General features: G+C 66.3%; 25 protein-coding genes and 1 pseudogene. 9 read left to right on the top strand and 17 right to left on the bottom strand.

The annotated features are described in order from the left end of the window. Positions 1-49 precede the first annotated feature (49 nt). Entirely contained in the window at positions 50-1,459 is a 1,410-nt protein-coding gene (locus FND50_RS34275; protein ID WP_260850820.1) for an MFS transporter, read from the bottom strand. 512 nt (positions 1,460-1,971) lie between these two features. On the opposite strand from FND50_RS34275, the gene FND50_RS34280 reads away from it, so the two are divergent. Next, entirely contained in the window at positions 1,972-2,955 is a 984-nt protein-coding gene (locus FND50_RS34280; RefSeq protein WP_186301197.1) for a zinc-binding dehydrogenase, read from the top strand. A gap of 30 nt (positions 2,956-2,985) precedes the next feature. Here FND50_RS34280 and FND50_RS34285 read toward each other — a convergent pair whose 3' ends face one another. The 9 genes from FND50_RS34285 to FND50_RS34325 all read right to left on the bottom strand — a co-directional run bounded on the left by FND50_RS34285 (position 2,986) and on the right by FND50_RS34325 (position 11,945). Further along, positions 2,986-3,765 (bottom strand): alpha/beta fold hydrolase, encoded by a 780-nt coding sequence (locus FND50_RS34285; RefSeq protein WP_260850821.1) that lies wholly within the window; start codon positions 3,763-3,765, stop codon positions 2,986-2,988. Between the two features lie 9 nt (positions 3,766-3,774). Beyond that, complete coding sequence (locus FND50_RS34290) at positions 3,775-4,965, bottom strand: CaiB/BaiF CoA-transferase family protein (protein WP_054247439.1); 1,191 nt, start codon at positions 4,963-4,965, stop codon at positions 3,775-3,777. Between the two features lie 117 nt (positions 4,966-5,082). Continuing rightward, positions 5,083-6,009: a TAXI family TRAP transporter solute-binding subunit gene (locus FND50_RS34295; protein WP_144288705.1), complete on the bottom strand. Its 927-nt coding sequence runs from the start codon at positions 6,007-6,009 to the stop codon at positions 5,083-5,085. After that, positions 6,002-7,447 carry a HAMP domain-containing sensor histidine kinase gene (locus tag FND50_RS34300; RefSeq protein WP_144288706.1) on the bottom strand — a complete coding sequence of 482 codons (1,446 nt, stop codon included), beginning with the start codon at positions 7,445-7,447 and terminating at the stop codon, positions 6,002-6,004. The genes FND50_RS34295 and FND50_RS34300 overlap by 8 nt, the downstream gene beginning before the upstream one ends. An 18-nt stretch (positions 7,448-7,465) precedes the next feature. Continuing rightward, positions 7,466-8,125, bottom strand: a complete 660-nt coding sequence (locus FND50_RS34305) for a response regulator transcription factor (protein ID WP_144288707.1) — start codon at positions 8,123-8,125, stop codon at positions 7,466-7,468. Positions 8,126-8,183: 58 nt separating this feature from the next. Then, entirely contained in the window at positions 8,184-9,584 is a 1,401-nt protein-coding gene (locus FND50_RS34310; protein WP_144288708.1) for an MFS transporter, read from the bottom strand. Between the two features lie 161 nt (positions 9,585-9,745). Then, positions 9,746-9,976: a GntR family transcriptional regulator gene (locus FND50_RS34315; protein WP_260850822.1), complete on the bottom strand. Its 231-nt coding sequence runs from the start codon at positions 9,974-9,976 to the stop codon at positions 9,746-9,748. Between the two features lie 141 nt (positions 9,977-10,117). Further along, positions 10,118-10,684, bottom strand: a complete 567-nt coding sequence (locus tag FND50_RS34320; RefSeq protein ID WP_144288709.1) for a MaoC family dehydratase — start codon at positions 10,682-10,684, stop codon at positions 10,118-10,120. 67 nt (positions 10,685-10,751) lie between these two features. Further along, entirely contained in the window at positions 10,752-11,945 is a 1,194-nt protein-coding gene (locus FND50_RS34325; protein WP_144288710.1) for a CaiB/BaiF CoA-transferase family protein, read from the bottom strand. A 117-nt stretch (positions 11,946-12,062) separates the two neighbouring features. Between FND50_RS34325 and FND50_RS34330 the strand changes: the two genes are divergently transcribed. Together FND50_RS34330 and FND50_RS34335 are read left to right on the top strand one after the other, a co-directional pair. Continuing rightward, complete coding sequence (locus FND50_RS34330) at positions 12,063-12,962, top strand: LysR family transcriptional regulator (RefSeq protein ID WP_144288711.1); 900 nt, start codon at positions 12,063-12,065, stop codon at positions 12,960-12,962. A 150-nt stretch (positions 12,963-13,112) separates the two neighbouring features. After that, positions 13,113-13,922, top strand: a pseudogene (locus FND50_RS34335) (IS5 family transposase). Positions 13,923-13,976: 54 nt separating this feature from the next. Here FND50_RS34335 and FND50_RS34340 read toward each other — a convergent pair. From FND50_RS34340 to FND50_RS34365, 7 genes are all read right to left on the bottom strand, one after another. Beyond that, a complete protein-coding gene (locus FND50_RS34340) occupies positions 13,977-14,546 on the bottom strand; it encodes a transposase (protein ID WP_260850823.1) in 570 nt (189 codons plus the stop codon). A gap of 73 nt (positions 14,547-14,619) precedes the next feature. Continuing rightward, the gene (locus FND50_RS36420) at positions 14,620-14,799 is read right to left on the bottom strand and encodes a hypothetical protein (protein ID WP_186301362.1); all 180 of its coding nucleotides are present in this window, start codon (positions 14,797-14,799) and stop codon (positions 14,620-14,622) included. Positions 14,800-14,929: 130 nt separating this feature from the next. Continuing rightward, the gene (locus FND50_RS34345; protein WP_144288712.1) at positions 14,930-15,925 is read right to left on the bottom strand and encodes a LysR family transcriptional regulator; all 996 of its coding nucleotides are present in this window, start codon (positions 15,923-15,925) and stop codon (positions 14,930-14,932) included. A 56-nt stretch (positions 15,926-15,981) separates the two neighbouring features. Next, positions 15,982-17,175, bottom strand: a complete 1,194-nt coding sequence (locus FND50_RS34350) for an acyl-CoA dehydrogenase family protein (RefSeq protein WP_144288713.1) — start codon at positions 17,173-17,175, stop codon at positions 15,982-15,984. A gap of 17 nt (positions 17,176-17,192) precedes the next feature. Then, positions 17,193-18,386 carry a CaiB/BaiF CoA-transferase family protein gene (locus FND50_RS34355; RefSeq protein WP_260851079.1) on the bottom strand — a complete coding sequence of 398 codons (1,194 nt, stop codon included), beginning with the start codon at positions 18,384-18,386 and terminating at the stop codon, positions 17,193-17,195. Between the two features lie 5 nt (positions 18,387-18,391). Beyond that, positions 18,392-19,741, bottom strand: a complete 1,350-nt coding sequence (locus FND50_RS34360; protein ID WP_144288715.1) for an MFS transporter — start codon at positions 19,739-19,741, stop codon at positions 18,392-18,394. Positions 19,742-19,938: 197 nt separating this feature from the next. Further along, positions 19,939-20,418: a MarR family winged helix-turn-helix transcriptional regulator gene (locus FND50_RS34365; protein ID WP_186301198.1), complete on the bottom strand. Its 480-nt coding sequence runs from the start codon at positions 20,416-20,418 to the stop codon at positions 19,939-19,941. Between the two features lie 84 nt (positions 20,419-20,502). Here FND50_RS34365 and FND50_RS34370 point away from each other — a divergent pair, with 84 nt between their 5' ends. The 6 genes from FND50_RS34370 (at position 20,503) to FND50_RS34395 (ending at position 25,727) form a co-directional block, all read left to right on the top strand. Beyond that, positions 20,503-20,895, top strand: a complete 393-nt coding sequence (locus FND50_RS34370; RefSeq protein ID WP_144288716.1) for a YidH family protein — start codon at positions 20,503-20,505, stop codon at positions 20,893-20,895. A 2-nt stretch (positions 20,896-20,897) separates the two neighbouring features. After that, a complete protein-coding gene (locus FND50_RS34375) occupies positions 20,898-21,206 on the top strand; it encodes a DUF202 domain-containing protein (protein ID WP_144289251.1) in 309 nt (102 codons plus the stop codon). A gap of 68 nt (positions 21,207-21,274) precedes the next feature. After that, entirely contained in the window at positions 21,275-22,288 is a 1,014-nt protein-coding gene (locus FND50_RS34380; protein ID WP_260850824.1) for a LysR family transcriptional regulator, read from the top strand. Between the two features lie 109 nt (positions 22,289-22,397). Beyond that, positions 22,398-23,192, top strand: a complete 795-nt coding sequence (locus FND50_RS34385) for an enoyl-CoA hydratase/isomerase family protein (RefSeq protein WP_144288717.1) — start codon at positions 22,398-22,400, stop codon at positions 23,190-23,192. A gap of 46 nt (positions 23,193-23,238) precedes the next feature. Next, complete coding sequence (locus FND50_RS34390; RefSeq protein ID WP_144288718.1) at positions 23,239-24,543, top strand: MFS transporter; 1,305 nt, start codon at positions 23,239-23,241, stop codon at positions 24,541-24,543. Next, on the top strand, positions 24,540-25,727 hold the full coding sequence (locus FND50_RS34395; protein WP_144288719.1) for a CaiB/BaiF CoA-transferase family protein: 1,188 nt from the start codon (positions 24,540-24,542) through the stop codon (positions 25,725-25,727). The genes FND50_RS34390 and FND50_RS34395 overlap by 4 nt, the downstream gene beginning before the upstream one ends. Positions 25,728-25,767: the final 40 nt, after the last annotated feature.

Here is a 25,767-nt window from a genome sequence, read left to right on the forward strand (position 1 = left end):
CAGGCGATATGCAGGAGCGGAATCGATCACAACAGAGAATACCAATTTCTCAACCCTGGACGGTGGTGACCGGTGTCCCCTTCGAGGCCGAGTGCTGCGCGCGGTCGGTCGGTCCCGGGGCTGCCGTCGCGGCGATGAGGTTGACGTCCTTGGTCTCACGCATGAACACGTAGGTGATCAGTGAGATGGCCGCGCAGATCGAGACGTAGACGAAGAACCAACTCTCCCGGCCCGCGTCGCGGAATGCCAGAGCGATGTATGGGGCAGTGCCCCCGAACACGGCGGTGGCGATGCTGTACGGGATGGCAACACCGACCGTTCGTACTCCGGTGGGGAACAGTTCGGCCTTGACCACCGCGTTGACCGACGAGTACCCCACCACGAACACCAGGCCGAGGACGGTGAGCACCAGGCAGGTGAGCCACGTGGGATTGTTCTGCATTCCCTGCAGGATCGGATACGTTCCGATCGTGGTGCCGATGCCGAAGAAGATGAGGACGGGCCGCCGGCCGATGCGGTCGGAGACGTAACCACCGATCGGCAAGAGGACCAGGAAGACGAGCAGTCCGATGAAGCTGATCGTCGAGGCCTGCGACTTCCCGAGGCCGACGCTGTTCACGAAGTAGCTGGTCAGGTAGGTGGTGTAGGTGTAGTAGGCGACGGTGCCACCAAGGGTCAGTGTGAAGACGACGACGGCGGCGCGCCGGTTGCGCCATACCTCGGCCAGTGTTCCCCGGGAATCTTCGGTATCGACGGTTTCGGCAACCGAGTAGGCCGTCGTCTCGTGCATTCCGCGCCGCAGGTAGAAGACCGCGACGGCGCCGACGGCACCCATCGCGAACGGCACTCTCCAACCCCACGACGTCAGCTGTTCGTCGGACAAGCAGAACTGCAAGACGATGAGGACCAGCAGGCCGGCGAGCTGACCCAGGGTGACGGAGATGTATTGGAAACTCGCCCCCAGACCCCGCCAGCCCTTCTTGGATACCTCGGTCAGATACGCTGCCGACGCGGCATACTCGCCACCGACCGACAGTCCCTGCAGGATGCGCGCGACGACCAACAGGCAAGCTCCCAGATTGCCGGCCGTCTCGTAGTTCGGCGCGAGAGCGATCATCAAGGCGCTCGCAGACATCATTCCGACGGACACCGTCAGGCCGGCTTTGCGGCCGTTGCGGTCCGACAGACGCCCGAGCAACCAGCCGCCGAGAGGCCTCGCCAGGAATCCGACCGCGAAAATGGCCGCCGTGTTCAGGAGCTGCGCGGTGCGGTCGTCGCTCGGAAAGAATTGTCCGGCAAAATAGATTGCGAAGGTCGAATACACGAACCAGTCGAACCATTCGATCATGTTGCCGATGGAACCGACCAGCACCGACTTGACGTAGTGACTGCGCGAACGAGGCGGTTCCTCGGATCGATCATCGGTTCTGTGAGCTTGCGGCGGTGTGGATGGGGTCATGGCGACTCCTCGTAGTGGGAATGGATTCTGCAATGGCTGCGGGCTTCACCGATCGACGGTCCGGTCCGTCACGAACTCGCCTCAGGGGCTGACGGTTTCGGTGCCGCGGGGATGCACTACGTTCCGTGGGTTGTCGGCGTCGAGTACCGCACACCGGTCATGCACCGCACCCCCTGCAGCCTGCGTTACTTCGCCTCGAAGTAGTTATCTGGGTCTCACTTCGTTGTAGTGACTCAGGTGATTCTGCTACCTGATGGACCGGGCGCGATAATGCCAAATTCTGATGGAGTGATGACGAGCGGACATGGCAACCCGATTGAGTCGAAGCGGCTGTGCTGCACCTGGTTCGAGTCGCTGCTCGTCCCGGAACCGAGGGCGATTCCTCTTGCCGCCGCCGACTGCGTCCGATACGGTGACCGCCATCCAAGAAGGCACGCCAAGGGACTACCCGCTGCGTCCTCCGACTCCCCGCACCGACTCACCCAAGCGAGGCATGAATGCGAGCAGCATGCGTGACCACACCCGGCGTCGTCGAAGTTCGCGACTTCCCCCGGCCGGTCCCGGAGCCGAACCAAGTGCTCGTGGAAATGCGATACGCCTCGATCTGCGGCTCCGACGTCCATATCGTCTTCGACGGATTCCACAACCCCGAGCTTCTCGGAAGACCTGGCTATCCGGGTCACGAGGGAGTGGGAATTGTTGTTCGGAGCGAGAATTCGGATATCGAGGTCGGACGGCCGGTGCTGACCGTTCCCCACGGTCAGCGCGGTGGTTGTTTCGCCGAGTACCAGGCCGTCGACGCCAGCCACGTGATCGTGTTGCAGGACGGCGTCGACCTACGGCGCCTGCTGCTCGCACAGCAACTCGGCACCACTCTCTTCGGAATGAAGAAGTTTCTGCCCGCCGACACCCCGGTCGAGCGAATGCCCCACACCGCGGCGGTCATCGGCGCCGGCTCCTCGGGTCTGTTCTACCTGCAGCACTTGATCGCTCGGGGCGTCGAGGTCATCGTCGCCGACCTGGACAAGGACCGCCTCGCCATCGCTGAACGGCTCGGCGCGGCACGGACCGTCCTCGAACCGGTCGAGTCGATCTCCGACGTCGTGCTCGACGCGACCGGCGGCGTCGGTGCGGACTTGGTGATCGAGGCCGCGGGTTACGACCTCGCCCGTGCCGCCGCGGTCGAAGCCGCGCGTATTCGCGGGACGGTCGGATTCTTCGGTTACCCCGAATCGAAGGGCAACGCCCCGTTCCCAGTGGAGCGTTCATTCCGCAAATCCCTGACCATGGAGTGGGTCAACGGTACGCAGTCCGAGGCCGGGCTGCTGTCGTTCCGGGCGGCAGTCGAGGCCATCGATACCGGAATGATCGAGGTCGACCACTGCCTCGAGAAGATGTTCGACCTCGAGGACACTCCCGCCGCACTCGCCGCCGCCCGCGACCACGGCCACGGTGCCGCGAAGGTCGGTATCGTCATGCCCGGATCCGGTGACTAGTGCGCCTCAACCCAACTCGCCAGCGAGTTCTCACAGTGCGGTGAGGAAGCTGATCGCCGCGGCGCCCGCGACAGTGCGATCTTCTTCGAAGTACGCGTGCCGTGCGCCGGGGAGCAACTGCACGCGGGCATTCGGGATCCGCTCGGCGAGCAGGGGAACGTTGTCGACCGGGGACAGAAGGTCCTCGGTCCCGTGCAGGACGAGGGTCGGCGCACTGATCGACGGAAGCGCATCCCACGCGTCGTGGCCGTTGCTGGCCCGCAGGTGGGCGAGCTTGGCGTGCGCGGGCATGCCCGGGTCCCCGAGGGTGTTGTAGGGACCGGGATTTCGACCGAGCCAATCCTGCGTGTACATCAACTCGAGCAGGGCGCGGCGTGACCGGTCGGGATCGGGTTGCGCCAGGCTCGCTCGGACTTCCCGGCTGCGCTCCACCGCGTGCGTTCCGCCGGGTGAGGTGCAGCCGAGGATCAGTGTGTGGACACGCTCCGGGTGGCGCGCGGCGACCCACTGCGCCACCCGGCCTCCCATCGAGGTGCCGTAGACGTGCGCCCTCTCGATGCAGAGGGAGTCCAGCACGCGGATCGCGTCATCGGCGAACAGTATTGTGCTGTATTCGGTCTCGGGTTTGTCGCTCGCTCCGGTTCCGCGGTAGTCCACCGTGATGGTGCGGAAGTGCGTGTCGAAGTCCGCGCGAACGCGGTCCCACCAGTGGTGATTGTTGGCCTGACCGGCGAGCAGCAGCAGCGGCGGTCCGCCGCCGCTGACCTGGTACGCGACACGCGTTCCGTCGGACGCCACTGCATGGGGCACTGCCGGCCCTCAGACCGTGTCTGCCGTGTGCAGCCCGGAGATCGCGCCGTCGGTGTAGCCGAGCTCCCCCAGGATGGCATCGGTGTGCGCGCCCAGAGCCGGAACCGGATCGAATCGAGGTTCCACACCACTGAGGTTCGCGGGCGGCAGCAACGCCCGAACCGGGCCGCCCGGGGTAGCCACTTCACGCCAACGGTCACGGCCGGCCAGGGACGGGTGGGACAGAAAGTCGTTTACGGTGCCCAGCCTGCCGTTGGCGATCGACACCTTGTCGAGCAGGGCGAGGGCGTCGTCGGTGCTGAGCAGACGCGTCCGCTCGGAGATCAGAGCGTTGCATTCCTCACGGTGCGTCACCCGCGCGGAGTTTCGGCAGAAACGCGGGTCGGTGGAGATCGACTCGTCGCCGAGCACCTCCGAGCAGAACGCGGACCATTCGCGGTCGTTCTGGATCGACAGCAGGACCGTGCCGTCGGCGGTGGGGAACGGGCCGTACGGGGCGATCGTCGCGTGTTCCGCTCCGACCCGGCTCGGCTGCCGGCCACCGTATTCGGTGTAGTAGGCGGGAGATCCCATCCATTCGCCGAGCGCCTCGAACAGAGCGACCTCGACCGCGCGGGCCGTGCCGGTGGTTGCGCGCGTGTACAGCGCGGACAGGATCCCGCTGTAGGCGTACATGCCGGCCGCGATGTCGGCGATCGACACTCCGACCTTGGACGGGCACTCGTCGGGGCCGGTCAGCGACATCAGACCGGATTCGCCCTGGACGAGCATGTCGTAGGCTTTGCGATCGGACCAGGGACCGGTGTTGCCGTAGCCGGACACGTCGCACGGAATCAGCGTGGGGTACCGCTGTTGGAGCGACTGGGCGTCGAGGTTCATTCGGGCTGCCGCGCCAGGAGCCAGGTTCTGCACGAAGACATCCGCTGTGGACAAGAGCTTTTCGAGGATGTTGCGGCCCTCGTCGGACTTCAGGTCGAGGGTCAGAGACTCCTTGGACCGGTTGAGCCAGACGAAGTAGCTCGATTCGCCGTGCACGGTCTCGTCGTAACGCCGGGCGAAGTCGCCGGCGTCGGGACGTTCCACTTTGATGACGCGGGCACCGAGGTCGGCCAGTTGCCGGGTCGCGAACGGTGCGGCAACTGCTTGTTCGATGCTCACGACGGTGATCCCCGCGAGCGGTAGGGCGGTCTGCGATGCCATGGAGCCAGCCTTCCTCGAAATGTACGGCCATTTTGCCTCTATGTACCGGCCATCGTCAATCGGGTGGGTGCCAGGTTTTACACGTACTTGAGGTTGTCGGCCGTACCCGGCCGCCTTCTAACCGTGGTGGCGGCGGTACGCCTCGACGGCCCCCGGATGGCGAGGGACGCCTGCCGTCTGGATAAGCGATCGGACATCGAGGAACTGGGCCCCGACGGTATCGGGGGGAATCAGGTCCTGGGCTCGGTCGACGAGAAGGTCGACGAGGGCGCCGGCCACGGAGTCGGGCAGCTGCGGGGAGGCGACGAGCAGGCTGGGAACGCCGACTGTCGCCGTCTCGGCGGTGTCACCGTATGTCCGGGCCGGGACCGAAACCGGTTCGTACATGGGCCCGTAGGTCTTGCGCATCTCGACGTACTCGGCGGACAGGTCGAGTAGCCGGATGCCCCCGTCCGGACCGTGACCGGACCGCGGCATCGCCGCCGGGGTGGGCACACCACCGGCCCACAGTGCGGCGGCGACCGTGCCGTCGCGGAGGGAATCCAGAACGGTGGTGAGTGAGACCGGGCGCACCGTCACGTCGTCGAGGGTCAGTCCGCTCGCCTCGAGGACCCGCCGTCCGGTCTGCGCGGTTCCGGAGCCCGGGGCTCCGAGGCTGATCGTCTGGCCGCGAAGATCTTTCATCGTGCGGAAGGGTGAGCGGGCCGGCACCGCGCACTGGAGATAGTTCTCGTACACCCGGCCGATGGCCACGATCGGGGTGGCCGACTCGACAGCGGAGTCGGCCAGGGTCAGCCCGATGAGTACCTCACCCGACGCCAGCAGCGACAGGTTCTCCAGGGAACCGGTGGTGTAGCGCACCGTCAACCGAAGGTCCGCACCCGAGGAGGCCGGAACGTCCGCAAGCAACTGCGCGAACTCGGCCTGGAATCCGTCGCGCTCACCCGACGCGATCTCATACGTCCCCGAAGGCTGGGTACGGGCGCACCCGGACAGTGCGACCACTGCGGCCACACCGCCGATGAACTGTCGCCGGTTAATCATCGTCCAGCTTCTCCACGTGCGGTTCGAGCCACAAGCGTACGCGCAGTCCGCCCGCGGGGGCCTCGTCGATGACGAGACGCCCGCCGTAGGCTGCGGCAACCACCTCGACGATGGAGAGGCCGAGACCCGTTCCGACCTGGTCGCCGGCACGGAAGAAGCGCTCGGTCAGCTTGCCGCGCAACTCTTCCGGGACTCCCGGACCGTCGTCGGCTACCCACACGCACACCGGAGTGTGATCGTGCGACGGTTCCACGGTCACGCCGATTTCGATGGTGGGGTGTGGGCCTGCGTACCGGGAGGCGTTGTCGATCAGCACATCGAGCACCTGGGACAGATCATTCTCGGCGATCGCGACCGGAACGCGGTCGGCGTCGGGGGCCGCGACGGTGACCAGACGCGCACCACGTTCGCGGGCCGTCACCGACCAGAAGTCGACCCGGTCGGCTACCACCGACAGTGCGTCGCAGGCCGCCTCGGACCGATCGACCCCGAAGCGCGGCGTCTCGGCCGAGGCGAGCGAGAGAAGACTGTCGAGAATGGTCTGCAAGCGTTTGGCCTCCTCGGTCACGCTGCGATAATCCTCGCGTGCGCTGTCCGGTATCCCGTCGTCGAGGAGGTCGAGGCGAAACTGCAACGCCGCGAGCGGGTTCCGCAGTTGGTGGGCGGTGTCGGCGATCAGGCGCTGCTGCGCGTCCGCGGCCCGCAGCACCGCCGAGGACATCACGTCGAACGAATGCGCGAGCCGGCGCACCTCGGGCGGCCCGCCCGCAGCCGTGGCCGGCAGCACGGATCGCGGCGGCACGGAACTCGTCGGCGTCCTCGCGTCGGGCATCCGGCGGATGAGTTGCACGATTCCCTTGGACAAGTTCGCGAGCGGTCCGAGTACCCACCGGCTCAAGGCGATCGCGAGGACACCGAAAGCGACCAGTGCAAGCACGGCGCCGGCCGCGATCACGGCCCATTGCCGGAGGATGTCGGAGCGGGCCTCGGCGGTCGAGGCCCGCAGCACGATGGTGCCGTTCACCTGAGCGCCCGACCCCACCGGCTTGACGAACAGGGCCTCGTCGTCGCTCCACGGGAACAGCCGGTCGACGGTGGACACGCGCTCGTTGCGCAGTCCGCTGCGAATCGCGGCGTCGATTCCGGGTTCGTCGCCGTCGAGGCCCACGCCGAGGGTGGGCACACCACGCGTGGAGACCACCAGCACGCCCTCGCCGTACACGTCGTCGTACGCCTCGACCTCGCCGGCGATCCTGGCGGGGTCGCCGGTCCTGACGTACTCCTCGGCGAGGACGGCGAACCGTTGGATGTCTCCCTCGCGGCCGAGTGTGAACGCCTGCGTCCGCGAGTCCGCGGTCGCGAGCGCGAGGGGAATGGCGAAACTCGCGACCGCACAGGATCCGAGTATCGCGAGAATCAGCAGTAACCGTCGGCGCATGTCGATTCGACCCTGAGGTCAGCACACCCACCGGTAGCCGAAACCACGGATGGTGCTGATCAGCCCGGGCCGGTCCAGTTTGGCCCGCAGAGTGCCGATGTGGACGTCGAGCGAACGCGAAACCGCCACGAACGCGTCACCCCAGACCCGATCCATCAGTTGCTGACGACTGACCGCAGCCCCCGGGTTCTCGAGCAGGATCTCGAGAAGAGAGAACTCCTTCGACGTCAGGTCCACTTCTCTGCCCGCCACGGTGACGGTGCGGGAATCGAGGTCGACGCGGACGTCTCCGGTGACCACTTCTCGTGGTGCACCGCCTTCGACGGCCATACTTCGCCGGCGCACCACTTCGATGCGAGCGAAGAGCTCCGACATCCGCGCCGGCTTGACCAGGTAGTCGTCGGCGCCGCCGCGCAGGCCGCGGACCACCGAACGTTCGTCGTCGCGGGCGGTCAGGATGATGACGGGGACGGCGCTGACCTGGCGCAGCTGACGCAGCACCTCGAGCCCGTCGCGGTCCGGTAACCCGAGATCGAGCAGGACGAAGTCCACCTCGCCGTGGTGCAGCAGCAGTTCGGACCCGAACTTCATCCGCACAGGCTGGTGCGCCTGCCGGGTCAGCCCCGCAACGAGTGCGTTGCCGACGCCGTCGTCGTCCTCGACCACCGCAATCCGCATAACCGGCATTGTCCCCCGGCCACGATGAGCCGGGGGAACAATGCCGGACGAGGATGAATCAGACACGCTCTAGTTCGCGGTTGTCGCGGTCGTCCTCGCGTCCGTCGCGGGCCTGATTCTCCGTCGCAGGATCGAGGGTGGTGCCGCCCTTGCCCTTGGACATGAACAGTGCGGCGACCAGGGTCAGTGCCGAGCAACCGACGACGTAGTAGAAGAACGCCGATTCATGTCCGGCCTGCTTGAGAGCGAGCGCGAGAGGCTCGGCCGTGCCACTGAACAGGGCGGCGGTGATCGCGTGCGGCAGTCCGACACCGAGCGCGCGGACCGTCGTCGGGAACAGCTCCGCCTTGACGATCGCACTCAGCGCACTGTAGGCGGTCACGATGACCAGTCCGGTCATCATCAGGCCGAACGCGACGAACGCATTGGTGGTGTTGCCGAGAACGGTCAGGATCGGCACGGTGAGCACGGTCGAGCCGACACCGAAGAACAGCATGACCTTGCGGCGACCGATGCGGTCGGAAATCAGTCCGGCCACGGGCTGCAGAAGCATGTAGATGAACAGTGCGGCGAAGTTGATCCATGCCACCGTTTCCGGGGCGATCCCCGAGGTGTTGATCATGTACTTCTGCAGGTACGTGGTGTACGTGTAGAACGCGACGGTGCCGCCGATCGCGAGGCCGAACACCATCGCGAGTTGCTTCGGGTACTGCAGCAGCAGGCGGAGGGTGCCGCGCTTGGCCGACGGCTTCGTGCCGGATGCCTTCTCGGCAGCGATCTGGGCCGCTTCCTCCTTGTACTGGTCCGATTCGTCCATCCCACGACGGAAGAGCATCACGGTCACGGCGGCGATCGCGCCGATCACGAACGGAATGCGCCAACCCCAGGCCTCCATCTGGTCGATGGCGAGAAGCTGCAGCAGAATGATCTGGACGCCGAGCGCGGCGAGCTGACCCAGAATGATCGACACGTACTGGAAGCTCGAGTAGAAGCCGCGGCGGCCGGGCGTCGCGACCTCGGACAGATACGTGGCGCTGGAAGCGAATTCGCCTCCCACGGAGAGTCCCTGGATCAGTCGCGCCATCACCAGCAATGCCGGGGCGAGCATGCCGATCGCCTCGAAGCTCGGTGTCGCAGCGATGATCAGCGATCCCGCGGCCATCATCAGCACCGACAACGTCAGCGCGTTCTTACGCCCGTACCGGTCCGCGTATCGGCCCAGGATGTACCCACCGATCGGGCGCATCAGGAATCCGACCGCGAAAACCAGCGCCGTGGAGAGAAGCTGGGCGGTCGTGCTGCTCTGCGGGAAGAAGGACGCCGCGAAGAACACACTGAACGCTGCATAGACGAACCAGTCGTACCACTCCACGAGGTTGCCGATGCAGCCGCGAACCACGTTCGCAACAACCCGCCTCTCGCCGGTCGACGACGTTGGGTTCGAAGTCGTGTGTCGCATGATGTTCCTTCCTGGGACTGCTGTGATGATGCATAGCCACTGACACCAATGTGGTCGCCGCCACAGCGAGAGGGAAGGGATGGGCCGCTTTCCTTACATTCGCTTTAGACGGCACTGCTGCGGGTCGCTCGGAGCGCGGCCGAGGACGAATCTCATCGACATCAGCTGTGCGACCGCGCCCCGCACGTTGTCGCCGAGTCAACGCGTACGGCTACCGAGACCGGAGGCCGCATCTCATGACTAGCGGGGGCGCGGGCGGCACGCAATCCGCCGAGGCCCTGCGCCTGAAGCATGGGCAGTACCTCACGAACGGGGTTGCGGGATACACCAATCCGCGTCGCGAGTTCCTGTTCGCTCAGGAACCAGCCCTGTGCCGCCGGCGATGTCAGCACCTGCTCCTTGACCTACCGGTACGCCTTTTCTCGGCCAGACAACTCGGTGGCAGCTTCCTCGGCCCGGCCGTTCCCTTGCATACGATATGTGCACCTTAGATCGTTGCCGCGCGGGCTGAGCCTGCGCGGCACTTCGATCAACTACTCGATGCCGGCTGCGCGGCGTGACCGGTCGTCCCACCTGGGGTCGACGCCTGCCGTGCGCGGTCCGTGCCCCTTGCGATACACCATGAGGGTCCGTTCGAAGGTGATGATGATGGTGCCGTCCTGGTTGTACCCGATGGTGCGCACGGTGACGATGCCGATGTCCCTGTGGGATGCAGACTCTCGTTTGGTGAGGACCTTCGATTGGGAGTAGATGGTGTCGCCCTCGAATACCGGATTCGGCAGGCGCACTCGGTCCCAGCCGAGGTTGGCGTGCACGTGCTGGGAGATGTCACTGACGCTCTGCCCGGTGACGAGGGCAAGGGTGAAGGTGGAGTCCACGAGTGGCTTACCCCACGTCGTCTGACTCGAGTAGTGCGCATCGAAGTGGATCGGCGCGGTGTTCTGGGTGAGAAGCGTCATCCACGAGTTGTCGACCGGCAGCACCGTGCGGCCGAGTGAGTGCCGGTATACGTCTCCGATTTCGAAGTCCTCGAAGTAGCGGCCGGGCCAGCCGGTGACCGGTGGCGCCGACTGCTCGACCTGGATTTCACTGCTGTTCACGGTAATTCTCCTTCGGTAGTTCGTCACCGACGGCGCGACTCGGCCGACGGCGGAGGGAAGAGGAGTGTCAGGACCCGACCGCTGCGTACTCGTCGAGCCACGTCAGGATGCTGTCGGTGTGTTCCCCCAGACCGGGTACGGGGCGCATCTCGTGTTCGACGCCCATCACCGTCACCGGGGGCAGTAGTCCTTCGAGCCGTCCGACGGGGGAATCGAATTGTGCCCACCGGGAGCGTGCCGCGAGCTGCGGGTGCTCTGCGAACTCGTCCATCGTGCGCTGCCGGGCATACGCGATCTTCGCCGCTTCCAACCTGCCGACGAGGTCAGCGCCGGACAGGCCTGCGGCAACGTCGGCGATGTCGCCATCGAGGTCGGCGCGGTGCGCGACCCGGTCGGCGTTGGTGACGAACCGCGGATCGTCGATCAGCTCCGGCGCCCGCAACACGACATGGCAGAACACGACCCATTCGCGTTCGTTCTGCAAACCCAGGTTGACGACCTCCCCGTCCGCCGCAGTGAACGGTCCGTACGGTGCGATGGTCGCGTGGCTCGCTCCCGTCCGCTTCGGCGCCGATCCGCCGTATCGGGCGTAGTAGTCGGCATACCCCATCCACTCGCCGAGAGCCTCGAGCATGGAGATCTCGAGGTTGGCGCCGTGGCCGGTCCGCCCACGATCGAGCAAGGCGGTGAGGATCCCCGAGTAGGCGTACATGCCGGCGCAGATGTCCGCGATGGACAGACCGACCTTCGAGGGCTCGTCCTCGGATCCGGTGATCGACACCAGTCCGGCTTCGCACTGAATCAGCAGGTCGTAGGCCTTGCGTGCCTCGTAGGGACCGCTGCGGCCATATCCGGAGATATCGCACGTGATCAGGCGCGGGTGGGTTTCCCGCAAGCGCTCGGCCCCGATGCCGAGGCGCCCCGCCGCGCCGGGTGCCAGGTTCTGGACGAGGACGTCGGCGCGGTCGACGAGCTGGTGCAGGATCCGGTTGCCGTCGTCGGAGCGAACGTCGAGCTCGATGCTCTCCTTCCCGCGGTTCGTCCACACGAAATGACTCGCCATCCCCTGAACCGTTCGGTCGTATCCGCGTGCGAGATCTCCGACGCCGGGACGTTCGATCTTGATTACCCGCGCACCGAGGTCAGCGAGTTGCCGGGTCGCGAACGGTGCCGCGATCGCCTGTTCGAGCGAGACCACCACGACACCCTCCAAGGGCCGATGCACAGGGTGGGAAGCAAAATCCGAACGCTCGGTACTCACGTCATTCTCCTTGCCGGGTCAGTCGAGTCAGTGCCCTTTCACTGTCGCGCCCCTGCGTGGGTTTGTGAAATGCCGATATCCGCCGCCCCTCATACGTTCCGCGTATAAGCTCAGGCAGTGAACTTGCAGGAGTTGCGATGGTTCGTCGCCCTCACCGAATCGGAGAACATCACCGCTGTCGCCGTGGAGATGCATGTCACGCAACCGACGTTGTCGCGGGCCATAGCCCGGCTGGAGACGGGGTTCGGGGTGCGCTTGTTCGACCGGCGGCACAATCGGCTCCACCTCAACCGGTACGGCGAGATTCTCCGCGCACATGCGTTACGCGCATTGAGCGAAGTCGATTCCGCACACAACCGGATCAGCACCCTTGCGGATCCGAACGAGGGCACCGTCTCCCTCTGCTTCCTGCACAGCCTCGGCGAGTGGCTCGTGCCGGAACTGATCAGCAGGTATCGCGCCGAACATCCCAAGGTGAGATTCGAACTACGCGGCGCCGCAGCCGATTCGGTTGTCGATGATGTGCGGGCGGGCCGGTCCGATCTCGGATTCGTGGCACCCGAGCCCTCCGTCGACGACCTGGTGTGGACACCAGTGGCCACCGAACCGGTTTGCTTGCTCGTCCCGGTCCGTCACCGGCTGGCCCGCCGGAAGACGGTGAGTTTCACCGAGGTCGCCGAGGACGATTTCGTGGCGCTCACGCCGGAGTACGGGCTGCGCCAACTCACCGACCGTCTCGCCCGAGCTGCCGGCTTCGCCCCGCGAATCGCGTTCTCGGTCACCGAGGTCGGCACGATGCGCGCCATGATCGCGGCCGGAGTGGGCGTAGGAGTTGTTCCTGCTCCATCTGCGGCTGCCGACCCTCCCGAGGGGAGCGTGCTGGTAGAACTCCGCGATCGCGATGCTTGGCGAACGATCGGCATGATCCGGGCCGATCGACCCCTCACCTCCTCGGTCGCCGAAGGCTTTCACCACTTCATTCTCGACACCTTGGATACAAGCGGCCTAGTTCCATAGGACACCGAGGGGGGTGTTCACCCATTAGGCCCCGTTGTGTTCACCTATTGCGCCAGTGATCAAACCTGGGCGCTGCCTTCTCGCGTTGGACAGGCCGCCTTAGAGCGTGTCTCATGTGGATGAAGTGATGTGTGGGACATAATGTGACCCGTGGTAGATGAGTTGTCACTGAGGTTGGTTCCGGATGCGTTGTGGGAGATAGTCGAACCGTTGATACCGCCTTTTGTCGCCCGGCCACAGGGAGGCGGCAGTGCGCCGACCGATGACCGGGCGGTGTTCACCGCGATCGTGTACGTGCTCACCAGCGGATGTGCGTGGCGGCACCTGCCGCCCTCCTTCGGGGTGACCGTGCCGACTGCGCATCGACGGTTCAGCGCCTGGGTACGGGATGGGGTGTTCGAGAAACTCCATCGCGAGGTGCGGGGTCGGCTCGGTAGCGTGGGCGAACTCGACTGGACGGCAGCGATCCTGGATGCGGCAAGCGTCCGGGCGAAAAGGGGGGCTCGCTGACCGGCCCCAGTCCGGTCGACCGCGGCAAGAAGGGATCGAAGATCCACGTTCTGTCCGAAACGAATGGAATCCCACTGGTCGTGGGTGTGACCGGGGCGAACACCCACGACAGCACGGTGCTGCAACCATTGGTGGCAGCGATTCCGGCAACGAAGTCCAGGCGCGGACCACGCCGGCGCAAACCGGGAAAGCTTCGCGGCGACAAGGGCTACGACTACGACATTCACCGACGGTGGCTGCGCGAACGAGGCATCGCCGGCGAGGATCGCCCGCCGCGGCATCGAGCGAAACGATCGCCTCGGCCGGTACCGGTGGAAGATCGAACGCACCATCGCCTGGCTCACCGGCTACCGGCGCATGACCATCCGCTACGAACGCTACGGCGAACACTTCGCTGGCTTCCGTCACCTCGCCGCGGCACTCACCTGCTTCAAGAAACTTCCCACATGAGACACGCTCTTATTCCAAGGACCACTGTGCCTCGCGGCGGTGCCTCTCCATCTGTCAAGCCGCACCTGCGGTATCCGCTTCGTTTAGTCGGTATCGGCGTTTCTCGTCGGCGAGGATGATGCGCCAGACGTGATCAGATAGGTGCCGTTTGAGGGCGCGCCTCGCCGCTGCGGGCGTTTTGCCTTCATCAATTTTCTTGTCGTAGTACGCGCGGCCGGCGCTGGCGGGCATTCGGGTCTGGACCATGGCGACGGTGTAGAGCGCACAGTTGAGCTGCCGGTCGCCGTAGCGGGAGACGCGGTGGCGGCCGGTGTCGGCGCTGGCGATCTGTACCGGTGCCGAACCGTTGTAGTTGGCGTAGGCCGCGGCGGTCGGGAATCTGCTGGCGCGTCCCGTGCGACCGATCAGCCGGGCCGCGGTCACCGCACCGATCCCGTCCACCTCCCGCAGACGGGTGCCGTGCTCGTCGAGCGTATGGGCCATCTGCTTCTCGTTCGCCGCGAGCTGGTCATCGAGGCGGCGGATGTCGGCGATCAGATCTCGGCACAGACCGACGCGAGTTCGGTCGACGCCGCTGCAGGCACAGAAGCCCCGCAGCAGGGTGGTGGCCGAGGCCGCGGTCAACGAGGTCGGCGCTCCGCCGGCGAACAGCTGTCACAGCAACGCATGCGACTGATTGACGAGCCGAGTCCGACTGTTAGACATATTCGTTCGACATTCGTCGAGCAGCGCCAGGATATGGGTCGGGCAGGTAGACGTGGACGGCACGCTGGAAGTACAGCTCGTCCTCGAGTTGCCGTCGGGCATCGGGTGTCGGATAGCCGCCCTCGATGCGCGCTTGTGCGAGACGGGTGAACCGGTCGAATTCCTCGGGCATGAGCGGATCCCTCCTTCACCGTGGGTTAGCGGTGGCAACGATCACACGCTGACGTTACGAAGCCGCCTCTGGGACCACTTCCCCGATCCGGGTGAACTTCGTTGGGGGCCGGTGAATACACCCGTGCGGCCTACGGATGTGGTCGGTCTCCCCTGGTCCGGGCGTGTAGTTCGTCGTCGGCGAGCAGTGCGGCGCGAAGGAGGGAGGCGCCGGACCGTTGGTGGGCGTCGATCAGTTTGTTCCAGTGGGCCACGTCTGCGTGGCTCTGAATGACGAAGCTCTTGGCGGCCGGGTTCAAGGCGCCGGGCCGGTGCACGATGCCGAACGATGTGCGGATCGCGGGGCGTGTTTCGGTCACCTGCGCGCCGAGCCGGTGGGCGGCGGTGGCCATCCTCAAGGGGAGGAAGGCGCTGGCCGCCCCGCTCAGGACCAGGGTCATCTGCGCGTGCCGGTTCGGTACCCGGGCGCTGATCCGGGGAATCACCTTTTCGCGGCGCAGAACTGTCGCGACGATGTCGTTCTCGCGCAGCGCGGAGCTGCTCGTTGCGAGTGGAACGTCGGCGAGCCGGGTGAGGTCGAAGGGTTCTGCGTCGTCGCCGACCGACGTCCCCGGGGGACGCACGAGCAGCAGCCGCTGGACTCCGAGCTCGACGGTTTCGAGGTTGTCGGTCGGCACCGGGAAGGTGGTGAATCCCAGCTCGCAGTGCCCGGTGAGTACCTCGTCGCACAATGCTGTGGCACTCGGGAACTCCGACAGGTCGATGCGGATGTCGGGGTGCAGGCGGGTGAACGACCCGCTCCACGCTGCCACCGCCTCGCTCGACATCTCGGGCATCGTCCCGATGGTGATCGACCCGACCTGGAGTTCGCGGGCGCCGCGCATGATGTCCTGCGCCGCCAGAAGGTCGTCGAGCACCTTGCGTGCGGGCTCGACCAGCAGTTTCCCGGCCGGGTTGAGGACGAGGTTGCGGCCCGTCCGATGGAACAGGCTCAGCTTCAGTTCCCGCTCGAGTTGGCGAATACCTTGCGACAACGATGCCTGCGCCACGTGGAGATGCCCGGCCGCCCGATTGACCCCGCCGTGCTCGACCACGGCGAGGAAGTACTCGAGTTGACGGATGTCCATGAATCCATCTTCCCCGCGGTCGGTGCCCGGTCACGCGGATCGGGCACCGACACGACTCAGACGCGGTAGGAGTTGGGCAGCGTTCCGGTGTCGGCGACCTGGCGGGTCATCGCCTTGGCAAGGTTCCGCTGGTGCACGGGCGAGGAACCCTCATAGATTCGCAGCGCCCGCACATCACGCCACATCCGCGGGACGGGGTGCGGGCCGACGATGCCCTCGCCGCCGAGCAATTGGACACACCGGTCGGCGATACGGCTCGCCATCTCGGAGTTATACAGCTTGGCGGCGGCGATGCGGTGCCGGGGGATCTCGCCGGCATCGAACGCGCGCGCGCTCTCGACGGTCAGGGCGCGTCCCGCCTCGAGTTCCGCGAAACTTTCCCCCAGCGTGGCCTGTACGGCACCGAGATCGGCGAGCGGGGCCCCGAACTGACTGCGGCCGTTGACATGTGCCGTCGTCTCCTCGAGCATCCGGGTCGCCTGCCCGACACAGGTCGCGGCGACGTGCAGACGCGCATGGTTGATGCCGCGCAGCGCCATCGTCAACCCCCGGCCCTCGACACCGCCGAGCAGATTCTCCGCGGGCACGACCACGTCGTCGAAGTAGATCTCTCCGACCGGTGCCTCCGCGTGTCCGTTCATGACGGTTGGCAAGACGGTACGCACCCCGGGCGATGTCGCGTCCACGAGCAGCGCCGAGACCCCGCCGGCACCCGGGTCCGAGGCATCCGTGCGCGCGAAGACGAGGAAGGCGTCGGCCCAGGCCGCATTCGTGATGTACCGCTTGCTCCCGTTGAGCACATACGTGTCCCCGCGACGCTCGGCGGTGGTGCGCAGGTGCGCCGCGTCCGATCCGGCCTGTTCCTCGGTCAGTGCGAATGCGGTGACCAGTTCGCCTGCCGCCATGGCCGGCAGCATCCGCAGACGCTGCTCCTCGGTGCCGTGGTCCAGGATCGCCTGCGAGCACAGGCCGATCACCGTAGAGAATCGTGACCGGTAGACACAGGACGCGCGAGTGAATTCGAGGGTGAGCTGCACCTGCTGCTCCATCGTCCACTCGAGGCCGCCATACGCGCGGGGAATGGAGATGCCGAAGAGTCCGAGTTTTGCCATCCGGTCGAGGAGGCGGGCGGGGACCTCGCCGGCCTCGACCATCTCGTTCTCGGCTGGGATGAGCTCGTTGTCTGTGAAGTCGGCGATGGCCTTCAGGTAGGTCGGGAAGTCGTAATCGAGGATGTCCGGATCGATCATGGAGAAGCCTTTCGAGGTCAGTGTGGTGCGGCGGCGGTGACGACGCGGCCGTCGATCAGTTCGGTGATGTCACCGTCGGTGAAGCCGAGGTCGCGGAGCACGGCGACGGTGTCCCGCCCTACCTCCGGTGCGGACGTGGAGACGGTGCGACGGCGGCCGTCGAGGGTGAAGGCCGGTCCGGGGCTGGTGAACGAGGCCCCACCGGGTTCGGCGACGTCGACGAGGATCTCGGACGCCAAAACGTCCTTGTCCTCGGCGATCTCGTCGAAGGAGCGGATCGCACCGCACACGATGTTCGCGGACTGCAACCGGGCGACGGCCTGGTCCCGGGTCATCCCGCCCAAGGCGTCGCCGAGAGCGGTCAGCATCTCGGCCCGGTGCGCCACTCGCGCGGGATTGTCGACGAACCGCGGGTCGTCGATCATGTCCGGTCGTCCGACGAGATGGCAGAGTGCGGACCACTTTTCGGTCGTGTAGGCGGAGAGCACGATCATCCCGTCGACTACCTGGATGACATCGGCCGCGGGGGCGGCGTGCGCCTGTCCGTTCCCCTTACGCCGCGGCGCGAGGCCGGTGAGGGTGTATTCGCCCCAGGACGCGGCCTGCATCGACAGCACCGCTTCCATCAGCGAGGTCTCCACGTGCGCGCCCCGACCGGTCGATTCCCGCTCGTAGAGCGCCGCCAGGATTCCGGTCGCGAGGGCGTTGGCAGCGGTGACGTCCGCGGCGGGCAACCCGAGCCGCTGCGGGTCACCGTCGACCTCGCCGGTTGCGTGCATCAAGCCGAATTCCGCTTGCGCGGCGATATCGAGGCCGGGGCGGTGCCGTGACGGTCCGCGGGATCCGAATCCGGTCACATTGGCGTAGATCAGACGCGGATACCGTGCACGCAATTGGTCGGGTCCGAGGCCGAGCTTCTCGGCGGACCCGGTGCGGAAGTTCTGCACCAGGACATCGGTCCGGGCCAGCAACCGATGCAGGATCGCCTCGGCCTCGGGCCGCGCCAGATCGAGGCCGATGCTGCTCTTGTCCCGGTTGTAGGCGCGCACCATGGCCTCGCCGAACGTGCCGATCCCGCGCGCCTGATCGCCGCGGAGGCTCTCGACCTTGAGCACGTCCGCACCGAGGTCGGAGAGGGTTTGGCCGGCGCTGGGTCCGGCGATGTACTGGCCGAGGTCGAGGACCCGGATGCCGGAGAGCGGTCCGCCCATGGTGATCACTCGGCCTCTCGTGCCGCGTACCGGGCGGTCATCTGCTCGAGTTGGGTGCGGGCCTTTTCGGGATCGAGCATGATGGCGCCGAGGACACCGAGCACGCACACCACGCCGCCGACGAACAGGAAGCCCGTCGAGTACCCGGCGGCGGCAGTGGTCGCACGCTCGACGATGAGCCCGAGCGCATACGGTGCGACGATTCCCGCGACGCTGTACGCGGCGATGATGCAGCCGAAGAACGCCACCCGCTGGTGTGCGGGCAGGAAGTCCGACGCCCCGGCGAAGGCCACCGAGAAGGCCACGCTGTTGACGGCGAACGCGCAGATCACGAACACCAACTGCAGCGGTCCCGGGTCGAGCTGGCTGAAAATCATCATCGAGACCCCGCCGAACAGCAGGTACGCCCCGGTGAGGTAGCCGCGGGCCACCCGCGAGGAGTGGCCGGCGCGCAGAAGCCGACCCGACAGCATGCCCGCGGACAGCAGGACGACCACCGCGACGACATAGGGAATCGTCACCAACGAACCCACGGTGCTCGCGGAGTACCCGAGCCCTTCGTTCATGTAGGCGGGCAGCCAGGCGACCTTCAGCGACGAGATCAGATACCCGGCGAACGACAGCAACACCAGTCCCCAGAAGCTCCGCAGCATCAACAAACGGCGGAACGGAACGACGATGTCTCCGTTGGGATCAGCGGCGTCCACGGCGCTGTCACCGGCGCCCGGGCCGGCCTTGCGGAAGGGCAACCGCTCCGAGAACCAGAGCCAACCGACCAGCCACATCGCCCCCGCCACGACGAGGACAGCAAACGCGGCATGCCACGACCAGGTGAGGATCACCCAGGTCAGGGTGGGCGCCGCAATGAGGGGCCCGATGGACGAACCCGCGTTGACGATCGCGCCGGCCGTCGCTCGCTTGTCGGGTGCGAAACGATCCGCGACGATCGACTGGCACAAGGCGTGCGCCGGGCCTTCGAAGAATCCCAACGCAATTCGGCAGGCGATCAGCACACCGAACGACGTCGGGACCGTCAGTGGCGCCATGCTCGCAATCCACGTCACCATCAGCAGGGCCGCGCCCCAGGTATAGGAGATCTTCCGGAGTACCGCTGCCAAGGTGACTGCGCCGATCGCGAACAACCAGAAGAACGCGCTGCTGAGCAACCCATATTGCCCGGCGGTCAGACCGAGGTCGTGGCGGATCTGCTGGCTCGACAACCCGACAGCGGCCTTGTCGGCGAAATTCAGGGTGAAGAAGAGGAACAGGAACAGGACGATGCCCCAGGCCCGCCGGTCGACGGCCCCGGCAGGGCGATGGCCGACGTCGCGTCCATCGGACTGCGTGGTCACCATGACGACCTCCGGAAATTTTTCGGCTGAGTGAGGGGCACCGCGGGTAGTGACTCGAACCACAGGTGCATGTCCTCATCAGACCGCCCCGCCGAGGGCCGATCAACCAGCAAAACGCGGTCGGACCGTACGGAATTGCCTATATCCGCTGGTCGCCGGGGTGCGCATGTTGGCGGGTGCGGAATTCGCTTCGACGGATTTCACTCCGTGTCGAGAAGTTCAGCCAGCGCCGCGAGAGCAGGAATAGCCGCGCCGATCGCGGCGCGCTGCTGCTCATCGAGTCGGTCGAAGGCCTCCGAGATGCGCCGCTCGTTCGCCCCCATCCAGGCGTTCAGACGTTCCCGCCCCGCGTCGGTGACGTCCACGCGCACTGCCCGGCGATCTCGTGGATCAGGAGAGCGCACGACCAGACCGGTCTCGACCATCTGCTGAATCAAGGCGCTCACGGTGTTGGTGGCCATCCGGTGCTTGCGCGCCAACTCGACGATCCGCAGGCCCGACTCGGCCGAGAGCCGCTGGAGAAATTCGACCTGGGCCATCGGCAACGACTCCCAGGCGAAGTCTTCGCGGACGCTCGACCTCAACGCCCGTCGTAGTCGCGTGATGACCGCGGTCAGGGCCCATCCCTCCCCGCTCCCGGCCGCGCCGTCGGGAAGAGGAATCGCTCCGGTGTCGTCCATCCGTTAACCTACTTCTGTTACAGAACTATCTGGTGTCAGAAGAATTATTTCACCGACACCGACCCGAGCATGCAGGGAACACCCATGAACAGTGAAGTAGACCTTCCCCCGCGCCGACCTGCCGCCGTCTACTCCGTGGGCGAGGAACCAGACGTCCGTTTCTCGCTGGCCAACGAACGCACCGCACTGGCCTGGGTTCGGACCGCTCTGGCCCTGGTGGCGGGCGGTGTCACTCTGACTACCTTGGCCTCGGTTACCACCGCCGGCCTGGTCGTCCACGTCGTCGCGATCCTCGCCTGCTGCACCGGGGGAATGCTCGCGGTGGTGGCCCTGTGGTCGTGGCGACGCAACGAGCGCGCGCTGCGACTGCACGAGCCGCTTCCCGCGCCGATTCCCCTCGCCTGGCTCGCGGGAGGGCTCGTTCTCCTGTCAATCGGATTGGGAGTGTTCGCCGTGGTCACCACCGTCAACTCGTGACGATGCCCGATCCGGGTCTGCAGCCACAGCGCACCGCACTGGCGTGGCAACGCACCGGCCTGTCGGTGCTCGCGACGTCCGCGGCGATCGGCTTCGTCGCGTACCGACTGGGTGCACCGCTGCTCACTCTGAGTGCCCTGGTCGCCAGCTCGATCGTCGGCTATCTCGGTATCCGCCACTTCCCGAAAGGGTCCGCACGGGCGAACACGGACACCGGCGCCTGGCCCGCACTGCTGCGCACCGTCTCGCTCGTGGCATTGACCGCCCTCCTGGGGGTGGGTATCTCGGTCACCGGAATGCTGCACACGTAATAGACCGGCTTGCCGCAACACATGGATTCCGCACCCCCTCGTCCACGCCGGGCCGATAGTTTTGCTCCATGGATCTGCGTCAGATGGAGTACTTCCTTGCCGTGGTCGACCATGGCGGCGTCAACCGCGCGGCGGCCGCCCTGCGGGTGGCCCAGCCTTCCCTGTCCCAGGCAGTGCGCAAACTGGAGAAGGACCTCGGCACCGAATTGTTCCACCGGGTGGGGCGAGGCCTCGTCCTCGCGCCCGCCGGCGAGGCGCTCATCGGACCGGCTCGCATGATCTTGAGGGAAACGGAAGCCGCCGAGAACGCCGTGCGGAGTGTCGGACAGGTGCGAGGCGGCCGGGTCGACATCGCCACCCTGTCGGACATGTCGATGGACCCGCTGTCGGTGTGGGTGGCGAGGTTTCGTATCCGATTCCCCGACGTGCGGTTCCGGATCGAGGAACGCGACGACGCATCGGGGGTGGTCGACCTCGTCCGATCCGGCTCCTGCGAGCTCGGATTCTTGGCGTCACCACCGCCGGGCGCCGATCTGATCAGCGAGCATCTGGTCGAGCAGAAGTTCGTCCTGATCTGCCCACCCGGGACGGAGGACTACTGGCCGGATCCCGTTCCGATCGAGGCCCTGTCCGGAGTTCCGTTCGTGATGGGGGAGAACGGCACTGCGACCCGCGATTACATCGAGAAGTCGCTGCGCGAGCACGGAGTCGAACCCCGGATCGTCGTGGAAGTGCCGCAGCGAGGCGCTGTGCTGCCCATCGTGTTGTCCGGAGGCGCGGCTGCCATCGTTCCGTTGCGGATCGGTCTGGACGCCCGTCACCGCGGCGGCATCGTGCGGGAACTGGCACCGAGTCTGGCCCGACCGCTGGAGGTGGTGTTTCGAGCGGCCCGGATCACCCCGGCGACCACCGAATTCCTCACTTACTCGAAACGATCCCTACAGGCCTGGGTCCGTGCCATCGCCGAGAACCAGGGCAGCGGCCACACTTTGGTCGAGGCCGCAGCGATGGCCGCGCTGGCGGCCGATCACCGGGTTCGCGATCGCAACCGCGAGAACACTGAGGTCAGACCCTACCTATAGGCAATTGCACTCAATTCGGGTGACTTCCGGACTTTGACGCAGTCATTCCTCGCGACCTTCAATGGACGTGCGCCACTTCACAGGCGACATCCCATTCGAGGAGGACTCCATGACCGGTCGTGTCCACGTCACCGTCGACAACGCCGTTGCACACGTGGTGATCGACAACCGCGGCCGACGCAACGCGGTGTCTCACACGGTCTTCGGCGAACTCGGCTCGGCGATTAGCGAACTGTCGTGCTCACCGGGCGTGCGCGCGGTAATCCTGTCGGGGCACGGCGATGATTTCAGTGTCGGCGCCGACCTGGCCGCGACTGCCGACTCGCGCACCCTGCGTGGCGACTCGGTCGTGGCCGACACCGCACGCCTGCGGCAGGTCAGCGACACTCTGCACCGGTTCCACCACATGCCACAGGTCACCGTTGTGGCAATCGACGGCGCCTGTGCCGGAGCAGGTTTGTCACTCGCGGCCGCCGCCGACTTCCGGATCGCCTCCGACCGTTCGGTTTTCAACACCGCCTTCGTCAATGCAGGCCTGTCCGGCGATCTCGGCGGTGTCTGGCTGATCACCAGGATGCTGGGCGGTGCGCGGGCTCGTGAATTGTTCCTGACCCCAATAAAATTCACGGCCCAGAAGGCGCTGGATTACGGGCTGGTCACCGCGGTGACGAGCGCGGAGTCGCTGCACGCGGACGCCCGGAACCTCGCAGATCGGCTCGCGGCGTCCGCGCCGCTCGCGCTGCGTGCGATGAAGCAGAACCTCCTCCAGGCGTCCACCACGTCCCTCGGTGACTATCTGCTCGCCGAGGTGGACCGGATGGTGCAGTGCTCCCATTCCGGCGATGCCCGCGAAGCCGCGGACGCGTTCGTCACCAAACGAATGCCCGCGTTCACCGGCCGCTGACCGACACCTCCCCTCACCCTCCATCCGCCAGTACGGAGCCCGTCCCATGTCTGACACCCTCACACAGAAGGCCGCCGTCGGCGCATCGCCGTCACGGTCGCGCGCCTGGCTCGTCACCGGGCTGCTGTTCGCCTTCCTACTGCTCAACTTCGCCGACAAGGCCGTCCTCGGCTTCGCCGGAATCCACATCCAGCAGGATCTCGACATCAGCCCGCAGCAATTCGGACTCGTACAGAGCGCCTTTTTCTGGCTGTTCGCGGCCGGCGCGATCGTGCTCGGAGCGCTCTCCACGCGCATCGGGGTGCGCTGGCTGCTGGCCGCGCTCATGCTGATCTGGATCGTGACCATGGTTCCTCTGCTCGGCCCGGTCAGCTTCGGTGTCCTGCTCGCCTGCCGGATCGTCCTCGGCTTCGCGGAGGGACCGGCCTACGCGCTGGCCACGCACTCCGTGCACTCCTGGTTCCCGCCGGAGCGGCGGGCGTTGCCGGGCGGAATAGTCACCGCCGGCGCCTCGGTGGGACCGCTGCTCGCCGCGCCGATCCTCACCTGGGTCATCGTTACCTGGTCCTGGCACGCGGCGTTCGGTGTCCTCATCGTCCTCGGTGGCCTCTGGGCGGTGGTCTGGGTGATCTTCGGAAAGAACGCGCCCGCGCACATCCAGCCCGCGGCCGCCGGCACCGTCGAACTGAGCGATGCACCCTACCGGACGTTGCTGACCACCGGAACCGTCGTCGGCATCGCGCTACTCACCTTCTTTTCCTACTGGTCGACGACGCTGAAGGTGGCCTGGCTCCCGGTCTACCTGTCCGACGGGCTGGGCTACGACACGATCACCGCGGGCCGGTTGATCATGCTGCCGTATGCTTTTGCCGCTGCGGGGGCGATCGGCGCGGGATGGTTGTCGAACTGGATGACCGCACGGGGCATATCCCGGCGCATTTCCCGGGGATACCTGACCGGCGGGTTGATCGTCGGCTCCGGGGTGTCGATGGTTGCGTTCACACTGCTGTCGGTAGGCCTGCCACAAATGGTGTTCATCACGCTGGCGTTCTCCCTCAACTCCGCCGCGTACGCGGTGGCGTTCACCGCGATCGCCGATGTCGTCCATCCCCGCAAACGCGGACCGATCCTCGGATTCCTGGTGGCGTTCTACAGCATGGCAGGAGTGATCGCGCCCCTGCTGCTCGGCTACTTCGTCGGCAACGCCACCGACAAGGCCACAGGCTACGGCCACGGCTTCGCGCTCACCGGAGTGCTCATGACCCTCGGCGGCGCCGCCGCCACCTTCCTGGTGCGTCCCGAACGCGACGCCGCCAAACTCAGCACACGGACACAGGAGAACGCAGCATGACCCGACCCTTGGACGGCGTGCGCGTCGTCGACTTCGGACAGTTCATCGCCGCCCCCGCCGCCACCCAGATCCTGGTCGATCTCGGCGCCGACGTGATCAAGGTCGAACCCGTGCACGGCGAATCGTCCCGGTTGATCGGCGTATACGGCGAAGCGATCCTGCGGAACTACAACCGCAACAAGCGCTGCATCGCGCTCGACCTCAAAGACGAACGCGGGCAGAAGATCGCACACGAGCTGATCTCGGGAGCCGACATCGTCGTGCAGAATCTGCGCCCCGGTGTGATGGAGTCCTTCGGGCTCGGCGCCGATCGCGTCCGGACTGCGCATCCGGGCATCATCTACGCCACCGTCAGCGGATTCGGCCTGCAGGGACCGTCGCGGAACCGTGCGGGACTGGACATCGCCGCGCAGGCCGAAAGCGGCATCATGTGGGTCACCGGCGAGGCCGACGGAGAACCGCAACGAGTGGGCTTCCCCGTCGTCGACGCCGCCGCCGCCCACGTGTTCGCCCAAGCCATCCTCGGTGCTTACGTCCGTCGACTCCGCACCGGCGACGGCGATACCGTGGAGACCTCGCTGCTCGAGGTCGCGGTCCACCTGCAGGGGCCGAACTGGGGCGAATACCTGCTCACCGGCAATGAACCGTTCCGTAAGGGCAACGGACAACCCACCGTTGCACCCGCTGCGGACGTGATGCCCACCCGGGACGGCGCAATCGTCGTGTCGGCTTATTCGGTAGTGCATTTCGACCGGCTCTGCACCCTGCTCGGCCGGCCCGAACTCACCTCCGATCCGCGATTCGTCACCAACGAGTCCCGGGTGCAGCACCGCCCCGCGCTTCTGACGGAACTGCGCGCCGAGTTCGCGAAGTTGACCAGCGACGACGCGATGGCGCTGCTGACCCCGAACGGGGTGGTCGCCGGTCGAATCAGTTCCTACGGCGAGGTCCGTAAGAACCCGGACGTGGAAGCCTCCGGAATCTTCGTCGACGTCACCGACCCGGACGGGGTCGAGCACACGACCCTCGGTTCCCCCTGGCATCTCGGCAGTATTCCCGAATTCTCGACGGTCGGCGCCCCTGAGCTGGGACAGCACACCACCGAGGTGCTCACCGAACTCGGCTACCCCGCCTGCGCGATCGACGACCTCGCCGCCGCGGGTGTCGTCCGCTCGCACCGATAACCCACAAGCTCTCGCGGGCGCGCGACCGGCGCGCCCACCC

Origin of the sequence: Rhodococcus sp. WB9, assembly GCF_007558985.1 — a bacterium.
Lineage (GTDB): Bacteria > Actinomycetota > Actinomycetes > Mycobacteriales > Mycobacteriaceae > Rhodococcus_F > Rhodococcus_F opacus.